This window comes from Pseudomonas sp. B21-056, assembly GCF_026016325.1.
Lineage (GTDB): Bacteria > Pseudomonadota > Gammaproteobacteria > Pseudomonadales > Pseudomonadaceae > Aquipseudomonas.
Genome location: NZ_CP087203.1, coordinates 5,208,334 through 5,232,193 on the forward strand (window position 1 = coordinate 5,208,334; position 23,860 = coordinate 5,232,193).

Consider the following 23,860-nt stretch of genomic DNA (forward strand, 5'->3'; position numbering starts at 1 on the left):
ACTGCGTCCCCTATCCGCAGTGGGTTGGTTTTTTTCAGACTTTCAGCGGCCTTTTGGTACTGAACTTCAGATCTCGCCACTTCAGCTTGGAAGTCGGTACAAGAGAGCTGTCCAATTCGATTGCCCGACCCAGTCTCGCTGCTGCGATGAAGCGATGATGACCGTCCTTCAGGGTAATGACTTTTGCACCACTGTCGTAGGCGAAGGTAGGCGTTCCCAAGCCGACCTTGAGCGCCGTTGGATCTTTCGCCTTGATCAAGGCCACTGCCCTCTCACGTTCCGCGCCTTCCAGGACGTGAAATTTCTCGTACTCTTCGATCCCTTCTTCATTGGCCCAGTCCTGACTGGGAAGCAGTTCATACCCTGTCGGCCATTGGGGTAGCCTTTTCCCTTCGACCAATTCGAATTTCCTGTGGAACACCACGGTCAGCCGATCTACCGTTACTTCCATCCGATTCCTGACAATCGTTGCCTTTTTGAAACTGATCGAAACGTCGCCGGTTGATAACTCACCCGCCTGCCCCTCTTTTTGCTCTTGTGCAAAACCCTCGCTTGCGCTGGCCAGCGGTTTCAAATCCGCAGGTAGGCGCCTACCAAACATGGGCACCGATACGGACGGCGGCTTTTCAGTCGGGGGAAGGGTGTTGGTTCGCCCGGGGGGCTCAGTCGAAGTCCTGGTTGCACCGAACATGGCGGCCCGAGCTCTTACTGAGTTTTCTTTCTTCTCCTCCGGTGGAGGTTCCACGCCATCGAGTCTCCCTCTCGTACGGCCGTCGGTATCCAGGAACGTGGCTGGATTATTTCCCACCATCGCGTAAACATTCAGACCATCCACACTCCCCGCCGGGTCAGGATTCAGCCAACGCTGCAACCACGGTACGTAGTACCTGAAACCATAGGCATAAAGCCCCGTCGCATCCCGCTCCTTACCCGAGTATCGGACAGTCTTGTAACCCACCTCGATCGCATCCTCCCCCGCCAGGAACGCCGTCTCGCCGAAGGGGTAGAAGTGTTCCCGGCTGATGATCCGCCCGTCGTGGTCAAGCTCAAGGCTGATCGAACCCAAGTGGTCGGAAAAACCATACCGATAGTGGTCATTCGTGCCTGAAGGCGGCGTACTTTCCCAGTGCAGTACCCGAACGCTGTTGACTCCGCCCTGGGCGGTGATGACCTGCAGTGATTCCCCGGTGCCGCTGTCGGCGCGCAGTTCCAGCCCCGGGAGATAACGCACCTCGGCGGCGAGGGTCCGGGTTGCGGTTTGCAGTGTGCGAAGCTTGCGCACGCGCAGGCCGCTGCCATCGTAGACATAGGCCTCGCTGTCATTGAGCCCCGATTCACGCTGGATCGGAGTGACCGAGCGCAACTGGTTGCGCAAGTCCCAGGCCAGGGTCCGGCCGCCCTCCAGCACCAGGCAGTTACCCCGCGCATCGAACGCCGCAGCGATCTCCTCTTCTGTCGGCGGCACGCCGTTACGGTACGGCAGGCAACGATTGCTGTAGCGAGCCGCTTGCAACTGGCGGCCATGGTTCTGCGCCCCGACGTGGGTCAACTCCAGCAGGTTGCCGCTTGCATCATAGCGGTAGGTCTGCCGGTAGTTGCTGAGCGCGGCCGGGTCGACGCGCCCCACGGAATCAGGTCCTCGGTTCGCAGCGCCCGCCTCCCATCCGCTGGCCTCGATCAGTCGATAGAGGGTGTCATAACGGAAACGACTGATCGGGTCGATGCGCTGGTTGGCGAAGTAGCGCGTCGACAGGGCCTTGTCCTCGATGCCCAACACGTTGCCCATGGGGTCGTAGGCATAGACCAGGTGTTGCAACGACTGACCGGCACGCCGGACATGGCGCTCCATCAGCCATCCGTCTTCAGGGGCGTAAGTCAGCGTGGTCTGTACCTCGTTGCCGGCCATTTCCCGTTCGATCTGGCCCTGGGCGTTATAGTCGACCTCACTCACCAGCGACTGCCACTGGCTCTGGCCCTGTAACAGCAATTGGCTGTGGGACAGCCGGCCATCGCGGGTCAGGGCCTGACGCTGCCGATTACCCCTGGCGTCAATCTGCTCCAGCACATCGCCCAGCGGACCAAGGCGCCACGTCGTCAAGGCGCCGTCGCCAGGCTCGAGCAGGGATTCGCGATCGGCTTCCGACGCCGGCCAGTCCGGCATGGCCCCATCCAGGCTGAAACGACGGTTCAGGACAAGGCTTTGGCCTGTCAGCGCAAAGGATTCCAGCAGCAAGGTACCCGCCGGGTCATCGTGACGGATCAATTGCCCATATTGATTGAAATCGTGGTTGCCCTGGCCCGGAGCGCCATACTTCATACGTTCGACACAGGCGCGCGGTTGCCCGCTGCCTTGTTCGAACACCGCCACCGGACGGAGCGAATCGTCGTAGATCACGTCGCGCTGCGTACCCCGCCCATCCCAGCCCCGCAAGCTTTCACCGGCGAGCCCAGGCAGATCGAGTTGCTGGCCCGCATCGACGCTGATCGCAAGCAGCACGACACCGGACAGCGAATACACCGTCGAGAGACTGGCAGGCGTCGCCGCATCGTCCTGTTGCAGGGCCCACAATCGTGGATCCCACTGCTTGACCTCGCGTCCGGCCAGGTCGAAAAGGCTGCGGTTGACCCGCGATTGCGCAGGTTCCCGTTCGAGCGCACGGCAATAGTCGACCGAACGGACCGGCAGGAACCTGGGATCAACCGCAATCAGCCTCGGCGTACCGTGATCCATGCTCATGCCTCGGGCCTCCTGTCATGGTGCGGTCTGCCCGACATCTAACAAGGGGTGGCCAGCGGTGACTACTGTCAGAGATAACAGTGACGACCGGTGGAGCAGGATGCAGGAGCATATCCATGCCCCGTCCCCTTCGGTAGGATGGAGCGACGGTAACGGAGGTTTTGAACATGCTTATCGGCGTCTTGCTGGTCATTACCTGGCTGATCCTGCTGCTGCGCTATCCGGCCAAGGCACTGCCGGTGTCCCTGGCAGCGTTCGTCGGCCTGGGGCTGGTCGCCGCCTGGGTGGTCTGGCAGGAAAACCGTGAAACCCGGCAACTGGCACGCCTGGAGCTGCGCATTACCTACGCCCCCGAACGCTGCCCCGCCGACCGCCCGCTGTTGCTGAACATGAACAACGGCAACGACGTACCGTTGGTTGAGCTGCGCTGGCGAATCGCGGCCTATGCCCCCGGCGATACCATCAACCTGGCCGACACGCCCTACAGCGCACCGCGCTACCGGGGCCCCGGCCATTTGCAGGCGGGCAAGGACTGGCAGGATTGCCTGCCCCTGCCGTCCCTGCGACCCGGCTACCGCCCGCAGTCCCTGGAGTTTCGCGCCGAGCGATTGCAGGGTAGTTTTTCCGACTGATCCCCGTCTCTACTTTTTCTGCACAAGGAACGCGCCATGCCCGTTGCGTTGATTACCGGATGTTCCAGCGGCATCGGCCGCGCCCTCGCCGATGCGTTCAAGGCCGCCGGATTCCAGGTCTGGGCCAGTGCCCGCAAAGCCGAGGACGTCGCCCAACTCAGCGCCGCCGGGTTCACCGCGGTGCAATTGGACGTGAACGATGGCCCGGCGCTGGCGCAATTGAGCGAACGGATCAACCAGCAGCACGGCGGTCTCGATGTGCTGATCAATAACGCCGGTTACGGTGCCATGGGTCCGCTGCTGGACGGTGGCGTGCCGGCCCTGCAACGGCAGTTCGAAACCAATGTGTTCGCCATCGTCGGCGTGACCCGGGCGTTGTTCCCGGTACTGCGCCAGGCCAAGGGGCTGGTGGTGAATATCGGCAGTGTTTCCGGTGTGCTGGTGACACCGTTCGCCGGCGCGTACTGCGCCTCGAAGGCCGCCGTGCATGCCTTGAGCGATGCGCTGCGCATGGAACTGGCGCCCTTCGGCATCCGCGTGATGGAGGTGCAGCCCGGCGCCATTGCCTCGAGCTTTGCGACAAACGCCGGGCATGAAGCCGAACAGTTGATCCACGAACAATCGCCCTGGTGGCCCCTGCGCGACGGCATCCGCGCCCGGGCCAAGGCCTCCCAGGACAACCCCACCCCAGCCAGCGAATTCGCCACCGGGCTGCTCAACGCCGTGCAACAACCCAGGCCACCACGCCTGCTGCGCCTGGGCAACGGCAGCCGGGCGTTGCCGTTGATGGCGGGATTACTACCCAAGGGGTTACTGGAAAAAGGCTTGATGAAACGGTTCGGGCTGGGTGGGTCGCTGTGATCGAAATGGCATGGCCCCGACGGGGATCATCTACAACTGATCCACCGCCATCGCGAGCAGGCTCGCTCCCACAGGGGATTCGGGGTGCATACAGGTTTCTCGGTCAGACACAGAACATTGTGGGAGCGAGCCTGCTCGCGATGGCGTCGCCACAGTCAACATCTTCATCGACTGACCCACCGCTTTCGCGAGCAAGCTCGCTCCCACAGGGGATTCGGGGTGCACACAGGTTTCTCGGTCTGACACAGAACATTGTGGGAGCGAGCCTGCTCGCGATGGCGTCGCCACAGTCAACATCTTCATCGACTGACCCACCGCTTTCGCGAGCAAGCTCGCCCCCACAGGGGATTCGGGGTGCACACAGGTTTCTCGGTCAGACACAAAACATTGTGGGGCTCGCTCCCACAGGGGATTCATGGCGTCCTCAGCCTCAACTGCCGGCCTGGGGCTCGACCACCACCGTGCAGGTCATCCCCGCCGCCAGCAGCACGCCGTCCGGCACTTCGTCGAGATGAACCCGCACCGGCACCCGCTGGGCCAGGCGCACCCAGTTGAAGGTCGGGTTCACGTCGGCGATCAACTCGCGGCTGACCGGGTTGTCGCGGTCGTAGATCCCGCGGGAGATGCTTTCCACATGGCCCTTGAGCACCTCGCCGCTCATCAACTGCAACTGTGCCGGGTCACCGATCCGCACCTTGGGCAGCTTGGTTTCCTCGAAGAAGCCATAGACCCAGAACGAATTCATATCGACCAGCGCCATCTTCGCTTCGCCGATGCGCGCATAGTCGCCGCGGTGCACGTTGAGGTTGGTGACGTAGCCATCCACGGCAGCGCGAACTTCAGTGCGCGACAGGTTCAATTCGGCCGCCTCCAGTTGCGCCTGGGCCTGCTGGTAATCGGCCAACGCCGAATCGGCGATGTTGCTGGCGTCGTCGCGGTTTTCCCGGGAGATCACCAGGCTGTCCAGGTCCGCGCGCCGGTGCGCATTGACCTTGCGCATCTCCCAGGTGGCCTTGCGCGATGCCACCAGGGACTGCGCCTGCTTGACCGCGATGCGGTAATGCTCGGGGTCGATGCGCATCAGCAGGTCACCCTGTTTCACCCGCTGATTGTCACGCACCGGCACGTCCACCACCTCGCCACTGACATCGGCGGCGACGTTGATGATGTCGGCGCGTACCCGGCCATCGCGAGTCCAGGGGGTATTCATGTAGTGCACCCACAGCGCACGACCGATCCACAGCGCCAGGGCCAGCACCAGCAGCGTCGCAAGCAGGCTGAAAAACTTTTTCATTGCATCGATCTCAACGGTAGACCGTCAGCGCCAGCGCGCCGAACAGGCAGGTAAACAGACTCAGGCGCAGCAGCGCCGGGTGCCAGAAGAAGCGATACAGGTCCAGCCCCGACAGGAAGCGATCCAGGGCCCAGGCCAGCGCCGCGGCGAGGAAAAACAGCAAGGTCAGGGTGGGCATGTACACGCCATGGAAGGCGATTTCACGGGGCATGTTGACGGTCCTGGGGCAGCGCAGCGGCGAAGGCCGCCATGGGCGATTGCGGGTCCAACAGCGAAGTGCGGATGAAATGCAGGTAGCTCTTCACCCGGCGCAGGGCCGAGGTGTCGAAATGCGCGGCGAACGGTTCATCGGTGGCCTGCACGCGACAGATGGCCTGGTCCACCGCCACCAGTGCACGCTCCAGATTGCTCTGGCTCGGCTGGCGGAACAGCCGCACCAGCGCCCGTCCCATCAGGCGGATGGCCTGGCGCCACGGCTGGCTCTCGGCATAGGCCGGGTGCACCGGCAGGATCGCCTGCTCCTTGCGCAACTCGATAATCCCGTGACCGACCTCCAGCACTACGAACATCCAGCGCAACAGGTCCCGTTGCACCTCGGGTTGTCCCGCCGCCAACCCGTAGGCCTGGTGCAACAGGTCGCGGGTGCGGCTCTCGAAGCCCGACGCCAGCCCCTTGAGCCTGCCGCTGATGGCAAACACCACTTGCTCGCGCAGATCCTGTTCGAGGCGGCGCCACAGCCAACGGCTGTTGGGCGGCAGGATGATCGCCCCGGCGGCCGCGCACACCAGCATGCCGAGGATCATCGCAAGGTAATCGTTGATAAAGGCGTAGGGGTTGTACACCGTCAGGTTGTCGGGCACCGAGCCCGTGCAGAAAAAGATCAGCAACCCAAGCCCGACCCCGGCGTATTGCGGCCGGGAACTGAGGAACGAGCCAAACATGATCACCGGCGCCAACATCACGCAGAGCAACGGGAACCCGTCGATCAGCGGAAAGATGAAGAACATCTCGACGAATCCTACCAGCGCCCCGAGCAACGTCCCGCAAGCCATCTGGAAGGCCATGTGCTTGGGGTTCGGCGTGGCCGCCGACAAACCCACCGTGGCGGCGGCGATCATCGTCATGGTCGCGCCGCTCGGCCAGGCCGTGGCAACCCAATAGCTGCCCAGCACCAGCAGGATGAAGCCGGCGCGCAACCCCGAAGCCGCGGCAGACAGCCAATTGGTCTGCGATACGAACGGCTCGTCCCAACGCTCGCGCTCGTGACGGTGCTCGGCCAGGGACGCATGGGTCAAGGCGTAACCGTGCAGATCATCGACGAAGCGATAGAGCAATTCACAGGCGGTGTGGAAATCCAGCCACTGCGCGTCGCTCGGGTCTGTTGCCTGGAACACCGCCCGCCACTGGCGGACCTGTGCCGGCAAATCCGCCTTGTAGCGGGCCAGGGCTTCGGCCAGACGCGCCGCGTCCAGGTCGGTCAAGGCCCGCCCGCTGAAGCCGTCCAGCAATTCGGCGAGGTTCTGCAGGCCGGGTTTGATGGCGTCCACCCCATGATCGACGGCACTGGCTCGCAGGCGCTCGAGCAACTGGTGCAAGGCATTGAAGCGCGTGGTGATGCCCATGAACTCACTGTTCAGACGGTTGAGCCGACCATTGCGCCGACGCATGTGCGGGTCTTCGAATACCGTCACGCTGCGCAGGCTCTCCAGGCCCACGGCCTCGGCAATGAAACGCACGTTGGCGGCCTCGAATGCATCCCGCTGGCTGCGCCCGCGCAAACCATCGGTGACGAACAGCGCGAACACCCCAAAGCGCTGGTACAAGGCGTTGCGCATGGCCGCGCTGGCGGTTTGCGGCAGGATCGCGGCACTGACCAGGGTGGCACAGAGAATGCCCAGGGAAATCTCCAGCACCCGCCAGAGCGCCGCCATGAACGCCCCTTCCGGATGGGCCAGGGCCGGCAGGCCGATCATCGCCGCGGTGTAGCCGGCCAGCACAAAACCGTAGGCCCGGAAGTTGCGATAACGCGCCGCGCCCGCCGTGCAGACACCGACCCAGAGGGTCAGGCAGCCCAAGAACCATTCGGTGTTCTGGGCGAACAGCGCGATCAGCGCCACCATCACCGCCGAACCGACCAGCGTGCCAAGAAAACGGTAGAAACTCTTGGCGAACACCTGGCCACTCTGGGGCTGCATGACGATGAACACGGTGATCATGGCGGTGCGCGGTTGCGGCAGCTCCAGGCGCATCGCCAGCCACAACGTCAGGAACGCGGCGAACAACACCTTGAAGATGTAGACCCAGGTCACCCCATCGCTGCGGGCCCAGTCGAAGAAACCGCGGCGCCATTCGAGGCGGTGGAGCCAGCGTACCGGGGTCATCAAAGAGGTCATGAATGGGCACTCACCGGGAGAGACTCAGCGTCGTGGTGTCAGGTACATCACTGCCGGCCTCCAGTCCGCCGCCCAGCGCCGTCACCAGACCGGCATGGGCACTGAGGCGCGCAGCCTCCACTTGCTGCTGCACCTGTTGCTGCTTGAACAATAGGCTCTGGGCGTTGAGTACGTTGAGGTAGTCCGTCAGCCCGCGCTGGAACGCCACCAACGCAATGTCGTAGGTGCGTTGCGCAGCGGCCACGGACTCGGCGGCGAAGACCTGTTGCTTGTCCATGGACTCGCGACGGATCAACTGGTCGGAAATGCTCTTGAGCGCGTTCACCAGCGTCTGGTTGTAGTGCGCCACGGCGACGTCATAACCGGCCGCCGCCTCGCCCAACTGCGAACGCAGGCGCCCGCCGTCGAAGATCGGCAGGGTGACGGCCGGCCCGACGCTGTAGGTCAGCTTCTTGCCCGTCAGGAACTCCAGCGCCCCGCCGCCCGTGGCCATGTAGCCCAGACTACCCACCAGGTCGACATTGGGATAGAAACCGGCCCTGGCGACGTCGATGCCCCGTGCCTGGGCCGCCACTTGCCAGCGACCGGCAACCACATCCGGACGCTGGCCCAGCAGCTCGGCGGGCAACGCCGACGGCAGCTTCAACGGTGCACCAAGGACCAGGGCCGGCCGTTGCAGACCCGCGCCCGCCCCCGGTCCCTTGCTCGCCAGTGCCGCCAGTTGATTGCGGCTCAAGGCAATGGCTTCGTCGACGGCGTCGAGTTGACGATGGGTTTCAGGCAACGGTGCCTGGGCCTGGCTGACTTCGAAATGCGTGCCGATGCCGCCGTCGAGGCGCTTTTGCGCCAGGTCGAGAATCTGCTCCTGCTGGCGCAGGGTCGCGGCGACGATATCGCGCTGGGCGTAGTGCAGCGCAAAGCGGACGTAGGCCTGCACGATGTTGTTCTGCAACTCCAGCTGCGCCTGCCGTGCCTCGGCGACGCTGGCGTGGGCCAGGTCGACCGCCCGCTCGCTGGCGTTACGCTCGCGCCCCCACAGGTCCAGGGCATAGCTCAGGCCCAGGCCGGCGTTGTTGTCCCAGGTGGTGGTGTCGGCCAGTTCGCCCGGGCCGTAGAACTGATCGGAGGGCCAGTTATGGCGCTTGAGGGTCGCCTGGCCATTGACCTGCGGCGACTCGGCGGCCTCGGCCACACCGGCCATGGCCCTGGCCTGCCGTACCCGGGCGGCGGCCATCGCCAGGCTCGGACTGTCCTGCACGGCCAGGTCGATCCAGCGGTCCAGTTGCGGGTCGCCATAGGCTTTCCACCACTGGCGGGTGGGCCAATGGGCATCGCGGACGGCCTCGCGGATCGCGTCATCGGTGCTCAGTTGACTGGCTGACAATGCCTCGCCCTGGGGTGCGATTCCTCCCGTCCCGATGCACCCGCCGAGAGTCAACGATAAAGCCCAAACACTGAGAGTCTTCAGCTCTCTGCTGATGCAACGCGGCACTGGCGCAAGATTCCTGGGAAAGGGGCATAAAAGGCGATGAGCGTGCATGCCGATGACACAACCTGTGGGAGCGAGCCTGCTCGCGATGACGGTGGCAACTGCCCTATCGCAGGCAACTGACCCAACGCTTTCGCGAGCAGGCTCGCTCCCACATGAGGTCCGTGCCAGACAGGCCGCCCCTACATTGGCGGCAATTCTAGGCACCCATCCAAACGGCGATAAGCCAATCTTTCTGCGAATCTTTGTTACCGTAAACGCGATAATCCGTCAGTTGGATCCCGTAGCGCCGCAACTTCGTGTCACAATTTGCCATCGCCCAAGAGAGCCCTTCATGGACACCTTGCAAAACATGCGTGCGTTCTGCTGTGTTGCCGAAGCCGGCAGTTTCACCGCCGCCGCCGTGCAGCTCGATACCACTACAGCCAACGTCTCGCGTGCGGTTTCCAATCTGGAAGCCCATCTGCAAACCCGCCTGCTCAACCGCACCACCCGCCGTATTGCCCTGACCGAAGCCGGCAAACGCTATCTGTTGCGTTGCGAGCAGATCCTGGCCTATGTCGAGGAAGCCGAAGCCGAGGCCAGCGACGCCCATGCCCGACCAGCCGGGCAGTTGAAGGTCCATACCATGACCGGCATCGGCCAGCATTTCGTGATCGACGCCATCGCCCGCTATCGCAAGACCCATCCGGACGTGACCTTCGACCTGACCCTGGCCAACCGCGTACCGGACATCCTGGATGAGGGCTATGACGTCTCCATCGTGCTGGCCAGCGAATTGCCGGATTCGGGTTTTGTTTCCCAACGCCTGGGCATCACCTACAGCATCGTCTGCGCCTCACCCGCCTACGTGAAGGCCAACGGTTGCCCACAGAAGCCCGTCGAGCTGCTCAACCACGCTTGCCTGCGCCTGGTCAGCCCGGTCATTCCGCTGGAGAAATGGGTGTTCGACGGCCCGGAAGGCCAGGAAATGGTCACCATCAACCAGTCACCGTTCCTGGTGAACTCCGCCGACGCCATGAAAACCGCGATCACCAGCGGCATGGGCGTGGGGGTATTGCCGGTCTATGCGGCCATCGAAGGCCTGCGCAACGGCACGCTGGTGCGGGTAATGCCCAATTACCGCTCCCAGGAACTGAATCTCTACGCCATCTACCCTTCGCGCCAATACCTGGATGCGAAGATCAAGACCTGGGTCGAGTACCTGCGAGGTTCGCTGCCGGAAATCCTGACAGCGCACCAGGCGGAGCTGACGGCGTATGAGTTGAGCGGAAGTCTGACGGGCGCGCGAGCCGCGAATTGAAATCGCCGGCCTCGTATCGAGCAATGAGTCTCAGCGCTTGCCCATCGAACGACGCGTGCCGGGCGGTGCGGCACCCGGGGACTTGGCGTGACCATCCTTTACGCCGTTCTTGTACCAAGGCAGTTGCCCCGCGCCTTTGGCCGAGGCCAGCTCACCGGGCTTGAAGGGAAACTTGAAGGCCGGGATCGCCGCTTTGCCGCTCTCGGGGCTGGAAACATCGCCGTCAGGCAGGTCGGCCTGTTCGCCGTTCGGGGAAGTCATGTAAATGCCGTTCACTCAAGGTAGGACATCAATCCGTGGTGAGGGAGCAAGCTCCTTCGCCACGCGGTGTGGGGCGAGTATATCCGCTCGTTGCCGCAACGTATCGGGCAGATTCAATCTGTCCGACAGGAACCCAGGACAAAACTGACAAGCCTGTCAGTTAGCCGTCACCTTCCTGACCGTCTCGCAACGCTATATAAGAAACATGAAACCCCCTTCGTCCCGGACCGGCTTCCCACATCCATGCACATCCAGAAAAAAACCGTCCTGCTCGTCGCGCTATTGGTCGCCCTCGCGGCCCTCGCCCTCTGGCTCGTCGTGAAGCCCATCACCGCCAGGCCCAGTGCCCCGGCCGCCGTTCCGGTACAGGTGGTCAGCGTGGAGCAGAAGGATGTGCCGCGCTTCGCCAGCGGCATCGGCACAGTGTTGTCACTGCACAGCGTGGTGATCCGCCCGCAGATCGACGGCATCCTCACCCGATTGCTGGTCAAGGAAGGCCAACTGGTCAGCAAAGGTGACCTGCTGGCGACCATCGACGACCGCTCCATTCGCGCCGGCCTCGACCAGGCCCGCGCCCAGCTTGGCGAAAGCCAGGCGCAACTGGCGGTGGCCCAGGTCAATCTCAAGCGCTACAAATTGCTGAGCGTCGACGATGGCGTCTCGAAGCAGACCTACGACCAGCAGCAGGCCCTGGTCAATCAGCTCAAGGCCACCGCCCAGGGCAACCAGGCGGCCATCGATGCCGCCCAGGTGCAGTTGTCCTACACCCAGATCCGCTCCCCGGTGACTGGTCGCGTCGGCATCCGCAACGTGGACGAAGGCAACTTCCTGCGCACCAGCGACACCGCAGGCCTGTTCAGCGTGACCCAGATCGACCCGATTGCAGTGGAGTTTTCCCTGCCCCAACAGATGCTGCCCACCTTGCAACGGCTGATCGCCGCGCCCGAGCAGGCGTTGGTCAAGGCCTATATCGGCGCCGATGGCACGGCGGGGGAAATGCTTGGCGAGGGTCGGCTGAGCCTCATCGACAACCAGATCAACGCCAACACCGGCACCCTGCGGGCCAAGGCTGAGTTCAGCAACGCCGGGCAACGGTTGTGGCCCGGGCAACTGGTCACGCTGAAAATCCAGACCGCTGTCGACAAGGGTGCTCTGGTGGTGCCGCCGACCGTGGTCCAGCGCGGGCTGGACCAGCACTTCGTATACCGGCTCAAGGGCGACAAGGTCGAGAGCGTGCCGGTGGAAATGGTTTACCAGGACAGCGGCATGAACATCATCAAAGGGGTGAGCGCCGGTGATCAATTGGTGAGCGATGGCCAGTCACGCCTAAGGCCAGGGGCCAGCGTCCAGGTGCTCAGTGCCCCGCCGGCCCTCGCCAAGGCCACGGAGCCGCAGCCATGAAGGGCCGCGGCTCGATTTCGGCGTGGTGCATCGACCACCCCGTCGCCACGGTGCTGCTGACGTTCGCCCTGATCCTGCTGGGGAGCATCGCCTTCCCTCGCCTGCCCGTCGCACCCTTGCCGGAAGCGGAATTCCCGACGATCCAGGTCGCGGCCCAACTGCCCGGCGCCAGCCCCGAAACCATGGCTTCCTCGGTGGCGACGCCGCTGGAAGTGCAATTCAGCGCGATCCCCGGCATCACCCAGATGACCTCCAGCAGCGCCTTGGGCTCAACCAACCTGACCCTGCAATTCAGCCTCGACAAGAGCATCGACACCGCCGCCCAGGAAGTCCAGGCGGCCATCAACACCGCCGCCGGCAAACTGCCCAGCGACATGCCGAACCTGCCCACCTGGCGCAAGGTCAACCCCGCCGACAGCCCGGTGCTGATCCTCAGTATCAGTTCCAGCCTGATGCCCGGCACCGAACTGAGCGACTACGTCGAAACGCTGCTTGCCCGTCAGATCAGCCAGATCGACGGCGTAGGACAAGTCAACATCACCGGTCAGCAACGCCCGGCGATCCGGGTCCAGGCCTCCGCCGACCGTCTCGCCGCCATCGGCCTGACCCTGGCCGACATCCGCACGACACTCCAGCAGGCCAGCCTCAACCTGGCCAAGGGCGCGCTGTACGGCGACTCGAGCATCTCGACATTGTCCACCAACGATCAATTGTTCCAGCCCGAGGAATACGGGGACCTGATCGTGTCCTACAAGGATGGGGCACCGGTACATCTCAAGGACATTGCCAAGGTGATCAATGGCTCGGAAAACGCCTACGTCCAGGCCTGGTCCGACAGCGAGCCGGGGCTCAACCTGGTGATCTTCCGGCAACCGGGGGCGAACATCGTCGAAACCGTCGACCGCATCCAGGCGGCCCTGCCCACCCTGGAAGCCATGCTGCCCGCCGCGGTGCAGGTCAAGGTGCTGATCGACCGCACCCAGACCATCCGCGCCTCGCTGCATGAAGTGGAGATCACCCTGCTGATCGCCGTGCTGCTGGTAGTGGCGGTCATGGCGCTGTTCCTGCGCCAGCTCTCGGCGACGCTGATCGTCTCGGCGGTGCTGGGGGTGTCCCTGACCGCAAGCTTCGCCCTGATGTACGTGATGGGCTTCAGCCTGAACAACCTGACCCTGGTGGCCATCGTCATCTCGGTGGGCTTCGTGGTGGACGACGCGATCGTGGTGGTGGAGAACATCCACCGACACCTCGAGGCCGGCGACGGCATGCGCGAGGCGGCGATCAAGGGTGCCGGCGAAATCGGCTTCACCGTGGTGTCCATCAGCTTCTCCCTGGTGGCCGCGTTCATTCCGTTGCTGTTCATGGGCGGCGTGGTCGGGCGGCTGTTCAAGGAGTTTGCCCTGACCGCCACCTCGACCATCCTGATTTCGGTGGTGGTGTCCCTGACCCTGGCGCCAACCCTGGCGGCGCTGTTCATGCGTGCCCCGGTGCATCACGCTCACCGTGGTCCGGGCTTTGGCGAACGGCTGCTGGGCGGCTATGAAAAAGGCCTGCGCAAGGCACTGGCCCATCAAAAGCTGATGATCGGCGTGTTCGGCCTGACCCTGGCACTGGCGGTGACAGGCTATGTGTTCATCCCCAAGGGTTTCTTCCCGGTGCAGGACACCGGCCTGGTGCTGGGCACCAGCGAAGCGGCCGCCGACGTCTCGTTCCCGGACATGGTGGCCAAGCACAAGGCCCTAGCCGACATCGTCGCCGCCGACCCGGCGGTGCAGACATTCTCCCATTCCGTCGGCGTCTCGGGCAGCAACCAGACCATCGCCAACGGCCGCTTCTGGATTGCCCTCAAGCCCCAGGGCAAGCGTGACGTCTCGGCCAGCGGCTTCATCGACCGGATCCGCCCCAAGTTGCAGAAAATCCCCGGCGTGGTGCTGTACCTGAGGGCCGGACAGGACATCAACCTCAGCTCCGGTCCCAGTCGCGCCCAGTATCAGTACGTCCTCAAGAGCAACGACGGGCCGACCCTCAACACCTGGACGCAGAAACTCACCGACAAGCTGCGCAGCAACCCGGCGTTCCGTGACATCTCCAACGATCTGCAACTGGGCGGCAGCGTTACCCACATCAACATCGACCGCAGCGCGGCGGCACGCTTCGGCCTGACCGCGAGCGATGTCGACCAGGCTTTGTACGACGCGTTCGGCCAGCGGCAGATCAATGAATTCCAGACCGAAACCAACCAGTACAACGTGATCCTGGAGCTCGACACCCGGCAACGGGGCAAGGCCGAAAGCCTGGCCTACTTCTACCTGCGCTCGCCCCTGAGCGGGGAGATGGTGCCGCTCTCGGCCCTGGCCCGCGTCGATCCGCCCACCAACGGCCCGCTGTCCATTGCCCACGACGGTATGTTCCCGGCCGCCAACCTGTCGTTCAACCTGGCGCCTGGCGTAGCGCTGGGAGACGCGGTGCGCATGCTCGACCAGGCGAAGAACGAGATCGGCATGCCGGCCGCCATCAGCGGCAACTTCCAGGGCGCGGCACAGGCGTTCCAGAGTTCCCTGGCCAGCCAGCCGTGGCTGATCCTCGCCGCGCTGGTGGCGGTGTACATCATCCTCGGCGTGCTCTACGAGAGCTTCGTGCATCCGCTGACCATCATCTCCACCCTGCCCTCGGCCGGCCTCGGCGCCCTGATCATGCTCTGGTTGCTGGGCCAGGATTTTTCGATCATGGCGCTGATCGGGCTGGTGCTGCTGATCGGGATCGTCAAGAAGAACGGCATCCTGATGATCGATTTCGCCCTCGACGCGCAGCGCAAGGGCGGGTTGACCCCGCAGGAGGCGATTTTCCAGGCGGGCATGACCCGGTTCCGTCCGATCATCATGACCACCCTGGCCGCCCTGCTCGGCGCCCTGCCGCTGATGCTCGGCCATGGCCCCGGCGCGGAGTTGCGCCAGCCCCTGGGCATCGCGGTGGTGGGTGGCCTGCTGGTGAGCCAGGCGCTGACGCTGTTCACCACACCGGTCATATACTTGTGGCTCGAGCGGTTGTTCCATCGGCCCACCCAGCATTCCGGGCCTGCGCCAGCCACGGCGCTGGCGACCACAGACTGAGGCGGGGCCATGCGCGTTCTGATCATCGAAGACGAAGAAAAAACCGCGGACTACCTGCATCGCGGCCTGACGGAACAGGGCTACATCGTGGACGTGGCCCCCGACGGCGTCGAAGGGCTGCACCTGGCCCTAGAAAGCGAATATGCAGTGATCGTGCTCGACGTGATGCTGCCGGGCCTGGATGGTTTCGGCGTGCTGCGGGCCTTGCGCGCCCGCAAGCAGACGCCGGTGATCATGCTCACCGCCCGGGAGCGGGTCGAAGACCGCATCAAGGGCCTGCGCGACGGCGCCGACGATTACCTGGGCAAGCCGTTCTCCTTCCTGGAACTGGTGGCCCGCCTGCAAGCCCTGACCCGCCGCAGCGGCGGCCATGAGCCGGTGCAGGTAAGCATCGCCGACCTGTGGATCGACCTGATCAGCCGCAAGGCCAGCCGCGCCGGCCAACGTCTGGACCTGACGGCCAAGGAGTTCTCGCTGCTCAGTGTCCTGGCCCGGCGCCAGGGTGAAATCCTCTCCAAGACCGCCATCGCCGAAATGGTCTGGGACATCAATTTCGACAGCGACGCCAATGTCGTGGAGGTGGCGATCAAACGCCTGCGGGCCAAGCTCGACGGGCCATTCGAGCGGAAGTTGCTGCACACCATCCGCGGAATGGGTTATGTGCTGGAAAATCGCAATGAGTAACAGCATCGCGCTACGCCTCAGCGGCCTGTTCACACTGGTCGCCGCGCTGGTGTTCCTGTTGATTGGCGGCGCCCTGTACCAGCAGGTCGAAAAGGGCCTGGGCCTGTTGCCCGAAGCCGAACTCGATGCCCGCTACAGCGTGCTCGAATCCACGGTCGGCCGTTACGGCACGCCCGAGCACTGGGTGAAGATCCACAACAAGTTGCGATTGCTGGGCGAGGAAGACAAGCGCATCCACTTCTGGATCGTCAGCGGTGATCCACACTTCGAATATGGCGACCCCGACCCACAGATCCGGGCTTTCACCGAAGGGCCGCTGGGTAAACGCGACCTGCAATTGCCCAACCGCCACTACCCGATGAAAGTGCTGGTGAGCCAGTTCCCGGCCAAGGATCAGCGGCCGCCGCTGCGCTTCATGATCGGCATCGACACCGAGACGTTCTACCAGACCCAACACCAACTGCTGGTGGCCTTGGTGAGCCTGGCGATTGTCGGGGTGCTGCTGGCGTCCTTGCTCGGCTACTGGGTGGCGCGGATCGGCCTCAAGCCGCTGATCAAGCTGTCCGATGAGGCCCGGCGCCTGGCCCCTCCGCGCCTGTCCGGGCGACTGCAGTTATCGCCGTTGCCACCGGAACTCAGCCAGTTCGTCAGCTCCTTCAACGCCACCCTCGACCGGGTCGAACAGGCCTACTCGCGCCTGGAATCGTTCAACGCCGATGTCGCCCATGAACTGCGCTCGCCCCTGACCAACCTGATCGGCCAGACCCAGGTGGCGCTGACTCGCGGCCGCTCGGCCGAACATTACTTCGAAGTGCTGCAATCGAACCTCGAGGAACTGGAGCGGCTGCGCTCGATCATCAACGACATGCTGTTCCTCGCCAGCGCCGACCAGGGCAGCAAGGCCACCAAGCTGACCACCACGTCGTTGGCCGACGAAGTGGCAACCACCCTCGACTACCTGGACTTCATCCTCGAAGACGCCCAGGTCCAGGTCCGGGTCAGTGGCGACGCCCAGGCCAGCATCGAGATCGCTCATCTGCGCCGGGCACTGATCAACCTGCTGAGCAACGCCGTGCAGCACACCGCGCCAGGACAAACAATCGAGGTGCACATCGAAAGCCTTGGCGACCAGATAATCCTGGGGGTCACCAACCCCGGCGAACCTATCGCCGATGAACACCTATCGCGGCTGTTCGAACGCTTCTACCGCGTCGATGCCTCCCGCAGCAACAGCGGCGCCAACCATGGGTTGGGGCTGGCCATCGTCAAGGCGATCGCACTGATGCACGGCGGGGATGTATTCGTGCGCAGTGACCGGGGCGTCAATACCTTCGGGATCCGTTTGCCGGCTTGATCCCTCGCAGCGATTATTGCGCGAACATCGATTGCCCCCTCTCGCCGATCCAAGCACAATCTGCAAAAGGCCAGCATCTGCTTAATTGCCAGCTATGCTCCCTTCGAAATGGATCGACCCTATAGACATCGGAACCATGAGCACCAGCAGTGCGACACCCGGCAACACCCCCCTTTCGATACGTTCGGAGCGGGTCCTCGTACTCGCCAGCTCACTGGTTGTCATCGCCATCCTGGGCATCGTGACCTTCCTGCTGATTCGCGAACATGCCAGCGCCCGTGAGGCGGCGACACGTGCGGCCACCAATATCGTGCAGTTGATCGATGCCGACGTGCTGCGCAACGTCGAACTCTACGACGTGTCGGTGCAAGGCTTGATCGCCGCGGCCAGCCGCGAAGACCTGAAACACGTTTCACCGGAGATCCGCCACCTGGCCCTGTTCGACCGTGCCACCGCCGCTCCCTACAAAGGCGACATCCTGCTGCTGGACAAACAAGGTGATGTAATCGCTGACTCTGCCTCGATCGACCCACGCCAGGATAACTTTTCTGATCGGGAGTACTTCCGCTCCCACGTCCAGAACCCAGCCCCGGACATGATGATCAGTCGTCCATTGCGTGCCAGAAACAACGAGCAAGACTGGCGTATCAGTTTCAGTCGCCGGCAGAGCAACAACCAAGGCGATTTCCTGGGCGTGGCCGCAGCCACGATGCGCTTGAGTTACTTCAGCCAGTTGTTCAAAAGCCTGAACATCGGCCATGGCGGGACGGTCAACCTGATCAGCCGTGACGGAATTCTACTGGCACAGGAGCCGCCCCTGGCCGAGGACATGATCGGCAGGGACTTCAGCAGCCGGCCGAATTTCGTGCGCATCCTGCATGAAGGTAACGGCAGTTTCACCAGCATTTCCGGTTTTGACCAGAAACAGCGCCTCTACACCTTTTCCCAGGTCGGCAACTTGCCGTTGATCGTCGTGGTGGCGCTCTCCTACGAAGAAGTCTTCGCGTCATGGCAACGCACGACGCTGATCGTCAGCGGCGCTACCGGCGCGCTGTGCATCGGCCTGCTCTGGCTCACCTGGCTGCTGCGTCGTGAATTGAGGCGTCGTCATCGTGCTGAACGGGAACTGGCCCAGCGGGCGGCCACCGATCCGCTGACGGGCCTGGCCAACCGCAGGGCCCTGGACGAGACGCTGCAAAGGGAATGGCTACGGGCCCTACGCTCGGGGCAACCGCTGTCGGTGCTGATGGTCGATGCCGACCACTTCAAGGCATTCAATGATCGCCATGGCCATCAACAGGGTGACGAGGCCCTGCGAGCCCTGGCACGACTGATCGGTGAACGTGTCCGTCGCCCAGCCGACCTGGCCGCGCGCTACGGTGGCGAAGAGTTTTCGGTGGTACTGCCGGAAACCAATACCGCCGGGGCCTTTGCCATGGCTCAAAGCATTCGCGTAGCGGTGGAACAACTGCCCGTCCAGCCGGGCGACGCGCCCATGACCGTCAGCATCGGCATCGCGACCTGGTCCCAGGGACCGTATGGCGACTTCGAACAGCTCCTGTTCGCCGCCGACAAGGCGCTATACCAGGCCAAGGCCAGCGGACGCAATTGCGTGGTCTGTGCGATGTAATACCCCGGCCCCCTGTGGCGAGGGGATTTATCCCCGCTGGGCTGCGGAGCAGCCCCAAAACCAGGCAACTCGGTGGGTCAGACGGATTGAGTCCATAGTGATAGGGCTGCTACGCAGCCCAGCGGGGATAAATCCCCTCGCCACAGATAAATCCCCCACCACAGATAAATCCCTCGCCACAAATACTTCTCTGACAGCCATAAAAAAAGGCCACCCGAAGGCAGCCCTTAAAAAACTAGAGAGGTTTTTTGCTTACACGGCCGCAACAGGGCGCATGTAAGAGATCGGTGCGGTACTGGCGTCTTCGAACGTCACGACTTCCCAGGCATCTTTCTGCTCAATCAACTTGCGCAGCAGCTGGTTGTTCAGTGCGTGGCCGGACTTGAAGCCCTTGAACTCACCAATCAGGCTATTGCCCAGCAGGTAGAGGTCGCCGATTGCATCGAGGATCTTGTGTTTGACGAATTCGTCTTCATAGCGAAGACCGTCTTCGTTCAACACGCCATCGGAATCGACCACGATCGCGTTTTCAACACTGCCGCCGAGTGCGAGGTTGTGCTTGCGCAGGTACTCGATGTCACTCATGAAACCAAAGGTACGGGCGCGGCTGACTTCTTTTACAAACGAAGTGCTGGAAAAATCCACGCTTGCACTCTGGGTGCGGTCACGGAAAACCGGGTGATCGAAATCGATCTCGAAGCTCACCTTGAAGCCATCGAAAGGGACGAAAGTGGCGCGCTTGTCGCCGTCTTCCACTGTCACTTCCCGCAGGATGCGGATGAACTTCTTGGCCGCGTCCTGCTCTTCCAGGCCAGCCGATTGAATCAGGAATACGAAGGGTCCGGCGCTGCCATCCATGATCGGGACTTCGGACGCGGAGAGCTCGACGTAGGCGTTATCGATGCCCAGGCCAGCCATGGCCGAGAGCAAATGCTCCACCGTGTCCACTTTGGTGTCACCGTTGACCAGTGTGGTCGACATGGTGGTTTCACCAACATTTTCCGCGCGAGCAGGAATCTGCACCACAGGGTCGAGGTCGGCACGACAAAACACAATGCCGGTGTCGACAGGCGCGGGCTTGAGGGTCAGGTAGACCTTCTCGCCGGAGTGCAGGCCGACACCTGTGGCACGGATAATATTCTTCAGGGTGCGTTGTTTAATCATGGCATGGGCCGCTTCAGCGCAAATTGCGAACTGGTATCAACAAAGGCTGGCGATGATAGCAGACCAGACCTTTGCTGAACACCAATCACCCGAATACCCCTGATACATTTCATCAATCGGCCTGACGACGCAGGAAGGCCGGGATGTCCAGGTAATCCAGATCGTCTTGTGGATTCATCTTCGCGGCAGTCGCAGCACCGGCCTGGGCCTGGTTGCGCATGACGGTCGGACGGTCCAGGTCGCGGTAGTTCACCGCAGGCTGTTCCTGACGAACGGGGGCTTGTTGCTGAGGCTGGGAGGCCATAGTGGTCTGAACGGTGTTGTCGATCACCTTCATCGGCTTCTCGATTTTCGCGCCCAGGCCGGTGGCAACCACGGTCACGTGCAGCTCGTCACGCATGTCCGGATCGATCACGGTGCCGACCTTGACCATCGCGTGGTCGGAAGCGAACGCCTCGATGATGCTACCCACGTCGGAGTACTCGCCCAGGGACAGGTCTGGACCGGCGGTGATGTTCACCAGGATGCCGCGGGCGCCCTGCAGGTTCACATCTTCGAGCAACGGGTTGCGGATGGCCGCTTCGGTGGCCTCGCGAGCGCGGTTCGGACCGCTGGCGCAGCCAGTGCCCATCATCGCCATGCCCATTTCGGACATCACGGTGCGTACGTCGGCGAAGTCGACGTTGATCATGCCCGGACGCTTGATGATGTCGGAGATACCGCGAACGGCACCGGCCAGTACGTCATCGGCCTTGGCGAAAGCCGACAGCAGGCTGGCGTCTTTACCGAGGATGGTCAGCAGCTTCTCGTTGGGGATGGTGATCAACGAGTCGACGCTGTCGCTCAGCGCGCGGATGCCTTCATCGGCAATCTGCATGCGCTTGCGGCCTTCGAACGGGAACGGACGGGTCACCACCGCAACGGTGAGGATGCCCATTTCCTTGGCCACTTCGGCAATGATCGGCGCCGCACCGGTACCGGTACCGCCGCCCATGCCCGTGGTGATGAACACCATGTTGGTGCCGGCCAGGACTTCAGCGATGCGCTCGCGGTCTTCCAGGGCCGCCTGACGGCCAACCTCGGGATTCGCACCGGCACCCAGGCCCTTGGTCACGCCGGTACCCAGTTGCAGGATGGTCCGCGCGCCAATGTTCTTCAGCGCTTGAGCATCGGTGTTGGCGCAGATGAACTCGACGCCTTCGATGTTGCTCTTGACCATGTGGTTGACAGCGTTGCCGCCGCCACCGCCGACACCGATTACCTTGATAACCGGGCTGGCGGGGATGTTGTCTACGAGTTCGAACATTTTCCCTCTCCTTACATTCTCTAGTTTTTTTCGCCTACTGCGTTTGTTGCCGCCTTCCAGCGCCAGGCCTGAAACCTGCCGCCGAAGCTTTGAACCTGTATCAGAAATTACCTTTGACCCAAGCCTGGAGCCGCTCGAACAGCGGAGCCTTCGGCTCGTCGCTGCTGTAGCTGTCACGGCTGCCGATCCCCGAGAACGAGATCCCGTCGGACTGCTTCTGCAGGCCGTACATCAACAGGCCCACGCCGGTGGAATAAATCGGGTTGCGCACCACGTCATCCAGGCCCTTGACGCCATGGGGCACGCCCAGGCGTACCGGCATGTGGAAGATTTCCTCGGCCAGCTCGACTGCGCCTTCCATCTTCGACGTACCGCCGGTCAGCACGATGCCGGCCGGGATCAGGTCTTCGTAACCGCTGCGGCGCAGTTCGGCCTGGATCAGCGTGAACAGCTCGTCGTAGCGCGGCTCGACCACCTCGGCCAGGGCCTGGCGGGACAATTCGCGCGGTGGACGGTCGCCGACGCTCGGTACCTTGATGGTTTCACCGGCACCGGCCAGTTTCGCCAGGGCGCAGGCGTAGCGGATCTTGATTTCCTCGGCGTACTGGGTCGGGGTGCGCAACGCCATGGCGATGTCGTTGGTCACCTGGTCACCGGCAATCGGAATCACCGCGGTGTGGCGAATGGCGCCTTCGGTGAAGATCGCGATGTCGGTGGTGCCGCCGCCGATGTCCACCAGGCATACGCCCAGTTCTTTTTCGTCGTCGGTCAGCACCGAGTAGGCCGAAGCCAGTTGCTCGAGAATGATGTCGTCGATTTCCAGGCCGCAGCGGCGCACGCATTTTTCGATGTTCTGCGCAGCATTCACCGCACAGGTGACCACGTGGACCTTGGCCTCCAGACGTACGCCGGACATGCCCAGGGGCTCACGCACGCCTTCCTGGTTATCGATCACGTAATCCTGCGGCAGGGTGTGCAGCACCCGCTGGTCGGCCGGGATCGCCACGGCCTGGGCCGCGTCGAGCACGCGCTCGAGGTCGGCGGAGCTGACTTCGCGATCACGGATCGCGACGATGCCGTGGGAGTTCAGGCTGCGGATGTGATTGCCCGCCACGCCGACGAACGCCGAGTGGATCCGGCAACCGGCCATCAGCTGCGCCTCTTCGATGGCGCGCTGGATCGATTGCACGGTGGACTCGATGTTCACCACCACGCCTTTTTTCAAGCCACGGGACGGATGGGTACCGATCCCGACGATGACCAGCGTGCCGTCGTCCGCGACTTCACCTACCAGCGCTACCACCTTGGAAGTGCCGATATCCAGACCGACGATCATTTTTCCGCTTTGCACGTTTGCCATGGTCCTGCCTCTTCTTAATTCTTCGCGACGGCGGGTACGGCCGTCGTCGGCGCTACCGGTTCCCGCCAGCCAACAGCAAGGCCGTTGGCGTAGCGCAGATCGATGCGCGCAATGTTCGTAATCTGTTCTTTGAGCGTCTTGTCATAGATGGCGATGAAACGGCGCATCTTTTCCACCAGGTTGCCGCGACCGAGCAGCAGCTCGATGCCCGGCCCCGAGCTGCCCGCGCCAGTGGTCAGGAACCAGCTGCCGCGCTCACGCAATTCCAGGCGCGCGATGGAGAAGCCCAACGGCCGCAACATCTGGCTCAACACCTGGTACTGCTGCATCACTTGCTGCTGGGCCCGCTGTGGACCGAACAGTTGTGGCAAATGTTCATAGTTGGCCAGTTCCCGTGGCGTGAACGCCTGGCCCTGGTTGTTCAACAGCGACTCATCGCCCCAACGGGCCACCGGCAGTTGTTCTTCCAGGCGGATCGACACCTGGTCGGGCCACACACGCCGGACTTCGGCGTGGGCGATCCAGGGCATCTGCTCCAGCTCCGTGCGCATGCCTGCCAGGTCGACGGTGAAGAAGCTCGACGCCACGTAAGGAGCGATCCGCTGTTGCACCGCCTGCTGGCTGATGTAGCTCAGGTCGCCCTGGACGTTGATCCGGGCAATCGGTCGATCGGCGTAAGGCAGCAACCGTTGGGCGCCTTCATACGTACCGAACCCCAACGCCACCAGCAGCACCGGCCAGAACAGGCTCTTGAGAAAACCAAAGTTGGCTTTCGGCAGGCGCGCCGACATCGGCTCTTTGGCCACCATTCGGCTGGCACCCCGCGGCACCGGCTTGCGACCGGGTGCGGATGGCTGATGACGAAGCGATGCGCCTTGCAT

General features: G+C 63.1%; 18 protein-coding genes. 8 read left to right on the forward strand and 10 right to left on the reverse strand.

Annotated elements, in window-relative coordinates; translation table 11 throughout:
* Positions 1-34: 34 nt before the first annotated feature.
* Positions 35-2,737 (reverse strand): RHS repeat domain-containing protein, encoded by a 2,703-nt coding sequence (locus LOY67_RS22590; protein ID WP_265064522.1) that lies wholly within the window; start codon positions 2,735-2,737, stop codon positions 35-37.
* Between the two features lie 167 nt (positions 2,738-2,904).
* On the opposite strand from LOY67_RS22590, the gene LOY67_RS22595 reads away from it, so the two are divergent.
* Positions 2,905-3,369: a multidrug transporter gene (locus LOY67_RS22595; protein WP_265064523.1), complete on the forward strand. Its 465-nt coding sequence runs from the start codon at positions 2,905-2,907 to the stop codon at positions 3,367-3,369.
* Positions 3,370-3,405: 36 nt separating this feature from the next.
* Positions 3,406-4,230, forward strand: coding sequence for an SDR family oxidoreductase (locus tag LOY67_RS22600; RefSeq protein WP_265064524.1), 825 nt, complete (start codon positions 3,406-3,408; stop codon positions 4,228-4,230).
* Positions 4,231-4,660: 430 nt separating this feature from the next.
* Here the strand turns inward: LOY67_RS22600 and LOY67_RS22605 are convergent, their stop codons facing one another.
* From LOY67_RS22605 to LOY67_RS22620, 4 genes are read right to left on the reverse strand one after another with little or no spacing between them, the layout of a single operon-like run.
* The gene (locus tag LOY67_RS22605; protein WP_265064525.1) at positions 4,661-5,524 is read right to left on the reverse strand and encodes an HlyD family secretion protein; all 864 of its coding nucleotides are present in this window, start codon (positions 5,522-5,524) and stop codon (positions 4,661-4,663) included.
* A 10-nt stretch (positions 5,525-5,534) separates the two neighbouring features.
* Entirely contained in the window at positions 5,535-5,735 is a 201-nt protein-coding gene (locus tag LOY67_RS22610) for a DUF1656 domain-containing protein (RefSeq protein WP_265064526.1), read from the reverse strand.
* Entirely contained in the window at positions 5,725-7,917 is a 2,193-nt protein-coding gene (locus LOY67_RS22615; RefSeq protein WP_265064527.1) for an FUSC family protein, read from the reverse strand. The genes LOY67_RS22610 and LOY67_RS22615 overlap by 11 nt, the downstream gene beginning before the upstream one ends.
* 10 nt (positions 7,918-7,927) lie before the next feature.
* The gene (locus LOY67_RS22620) at positions 7,928-9,409 is read right to left on the reverse strand and encodes an efflux transporter outer membrane subunit (RefSeq protein ID WP_265064528.1); all 1,482 of its coding nucleotides are present in this window, start codon (positions 9,407-9,409) and stop codon (positions 7,928-7,930) included.
* Between the two features lie 331 nt (positions 9,410-9,740).
* Between LOY67_RS22620 and LOY67_RS22625 the strand changes: the two genes are divergently transcribed.
* Positions 9,741-10,709, forward strand: a complete 969-nt coding sequence (locus tag LOY67_RS22625) for a LysR family transcriptional regulator (protein WP_265064529.1) — start codon at positions 9,741-9,743, stop codon at positions 10,707-10,709.
* Between the two features lie 30 nt (positions 10,710-10,739).
* On the opposite strand, the gene LOY67_RS22630 is transcribed toward LOY67_RS22625, so the two are convergent.
* Positions 10,740-10,970 carry a hypothetical protein gene (locus tag LOY67_RS22630; RefSeq protein ID WP_265064530.1) on the reverse strand — a complete coding sequence of 77 codons (231 nt, stop codon included), beginning with the start codon at positions 10,968-10,970 and terminating at the stop codon, positions 10,740-10,742.
* Between the two features lie 243 nt (positions 10,971-11,213).
* Between LOY67_RS22630 and LOY67_RS22635 the strand changes: the two genes are divergently transcribed.
* The 5 genes from LOY67_RS22635 to LOY67_RS22655 all read left to right on the forward strand — a co-directional run bounded on the left by LOY67_RS22635 (position 11,214) and on the right by LOY67_RS22655 (position 19,149).
* Positions 11,214-12,371 (forward strand): efflux RND transporter periplasmic adaptor subunit, encoded by a 1,158-nt coding sequence (locus LOY67_RS22635; RefSeq protein WP_265064531.1) that lies wholly within the window; start codon positions 11,214-11,216, stop codon positions 12,369-12,371.
* Entirely contained in the window at positions 12,368-15,481 is a 3,114-nt protein-coding gene (locus LOY67_RS22640) for a multidrug efflux RND transporter permease subunit (RefSeq protein WP_265064532.1), read from the forward strand. The genes LOY67_RS22635 and LOY67_RS22640 overlap by 4 nt, the downstream gene beginning before the upstream one ends.
* Before the next feature lie 9 nt (positions 15,482-15,490).
* A complete protein-coding gene (locus tag LOY67_RS22645) occupies positions 15,491-16,165 on the forward strand; it encodes a heavy metal response regulator transcription factor (protein WP_265064533.1) in 675 nt (224 codons plus the stop codon).
* Positions 16,158-17,519 carry a heavy metal sensor histidine kinase gene (locus LOY67_RS22650; protein ID WP_265064534.1) on the forward strand — a complete coding sequence of 454 codons (1,362 nt, stop codon included), beginning with the start codon at positions 16,158-16,160 and terminating at the stop codon, positions 17,517-17,519. Before LOY67_RS22645 ends, LOY67_RS22650 begins: the two co-directional genes overlap by 8 nt.
* A 136-nt stretch (positions 17,520-17,655) precedes the next feature.
* On the forward strand, positions 17,656-19,149 hold the full coding sequence (locus LOY67_RS22655) for a sensor domain-containing diguanylate cyclase (RefSeq protein ID WP_265064535.1): 1,494 nt from the start codon (positions 17,656-17,658) through the stop codon (positions 19,147-19,149).
* 252 nt (positions 19,150-19,401) lie between these two features.
* Here the strand turns inward: LOY67_RS22655 and lpxC are convergent, their stop codons facing one another.
* The 4 genes from lpxC to LOY67_RS22675 form a co-directional block, all read right to left on the reverse strand.
* The gene (lpxC, locus tag LOY67_RS22660; RefSeq protein ID WP_010452622.1) at positions 19,402-20,313 is read right to left on the reverse strand and encodes a UDP-3-O-acyl-N-acetylglucosamine deacetylase; all 912 of its coding nucleotides are present in this window, start codon (positions 20,311-20,313) and stop codon (positions 19,402-19,404) included.
* Between the two features lie 112 nt (positions 20,314-20,425).
* Positions 20,426-21,619 (reverse strand): cell division protein FtsZ, encoded by a 1,194-nt coding sequence (ftsZ, locus tag LOY67_RS22665; RefSeq protein WP_047701346.1) that lies wholly within the window; start codon positions 21,617-21,619, stop codon positions 20,426-20,428.
* Positions 21,620-21,719: 100 nt separating this feature from the next.
* A complete protein-coding gene (ftsA, locus tag LOY67_RS22670) occupies positions 21,720-22,979 on the reverse strand; it encodes a cell division protein FtsA (protein ID WP_003205342.1) in 1,260 nt (419 codons plus the stop codon).
* 14 nt (positions 22,980-22,993) lie between these two features.
* Positions 22,994-23,860: a cell division protein FtsQ/DivIB gene (locus LOY67_RS22675; protein WP_265064536.1), complete on the reverse strand. Its 867-nt coding sequence runs from the start codon at positions 23,858-23,860 to the stop codon at positions 22,994-22,996.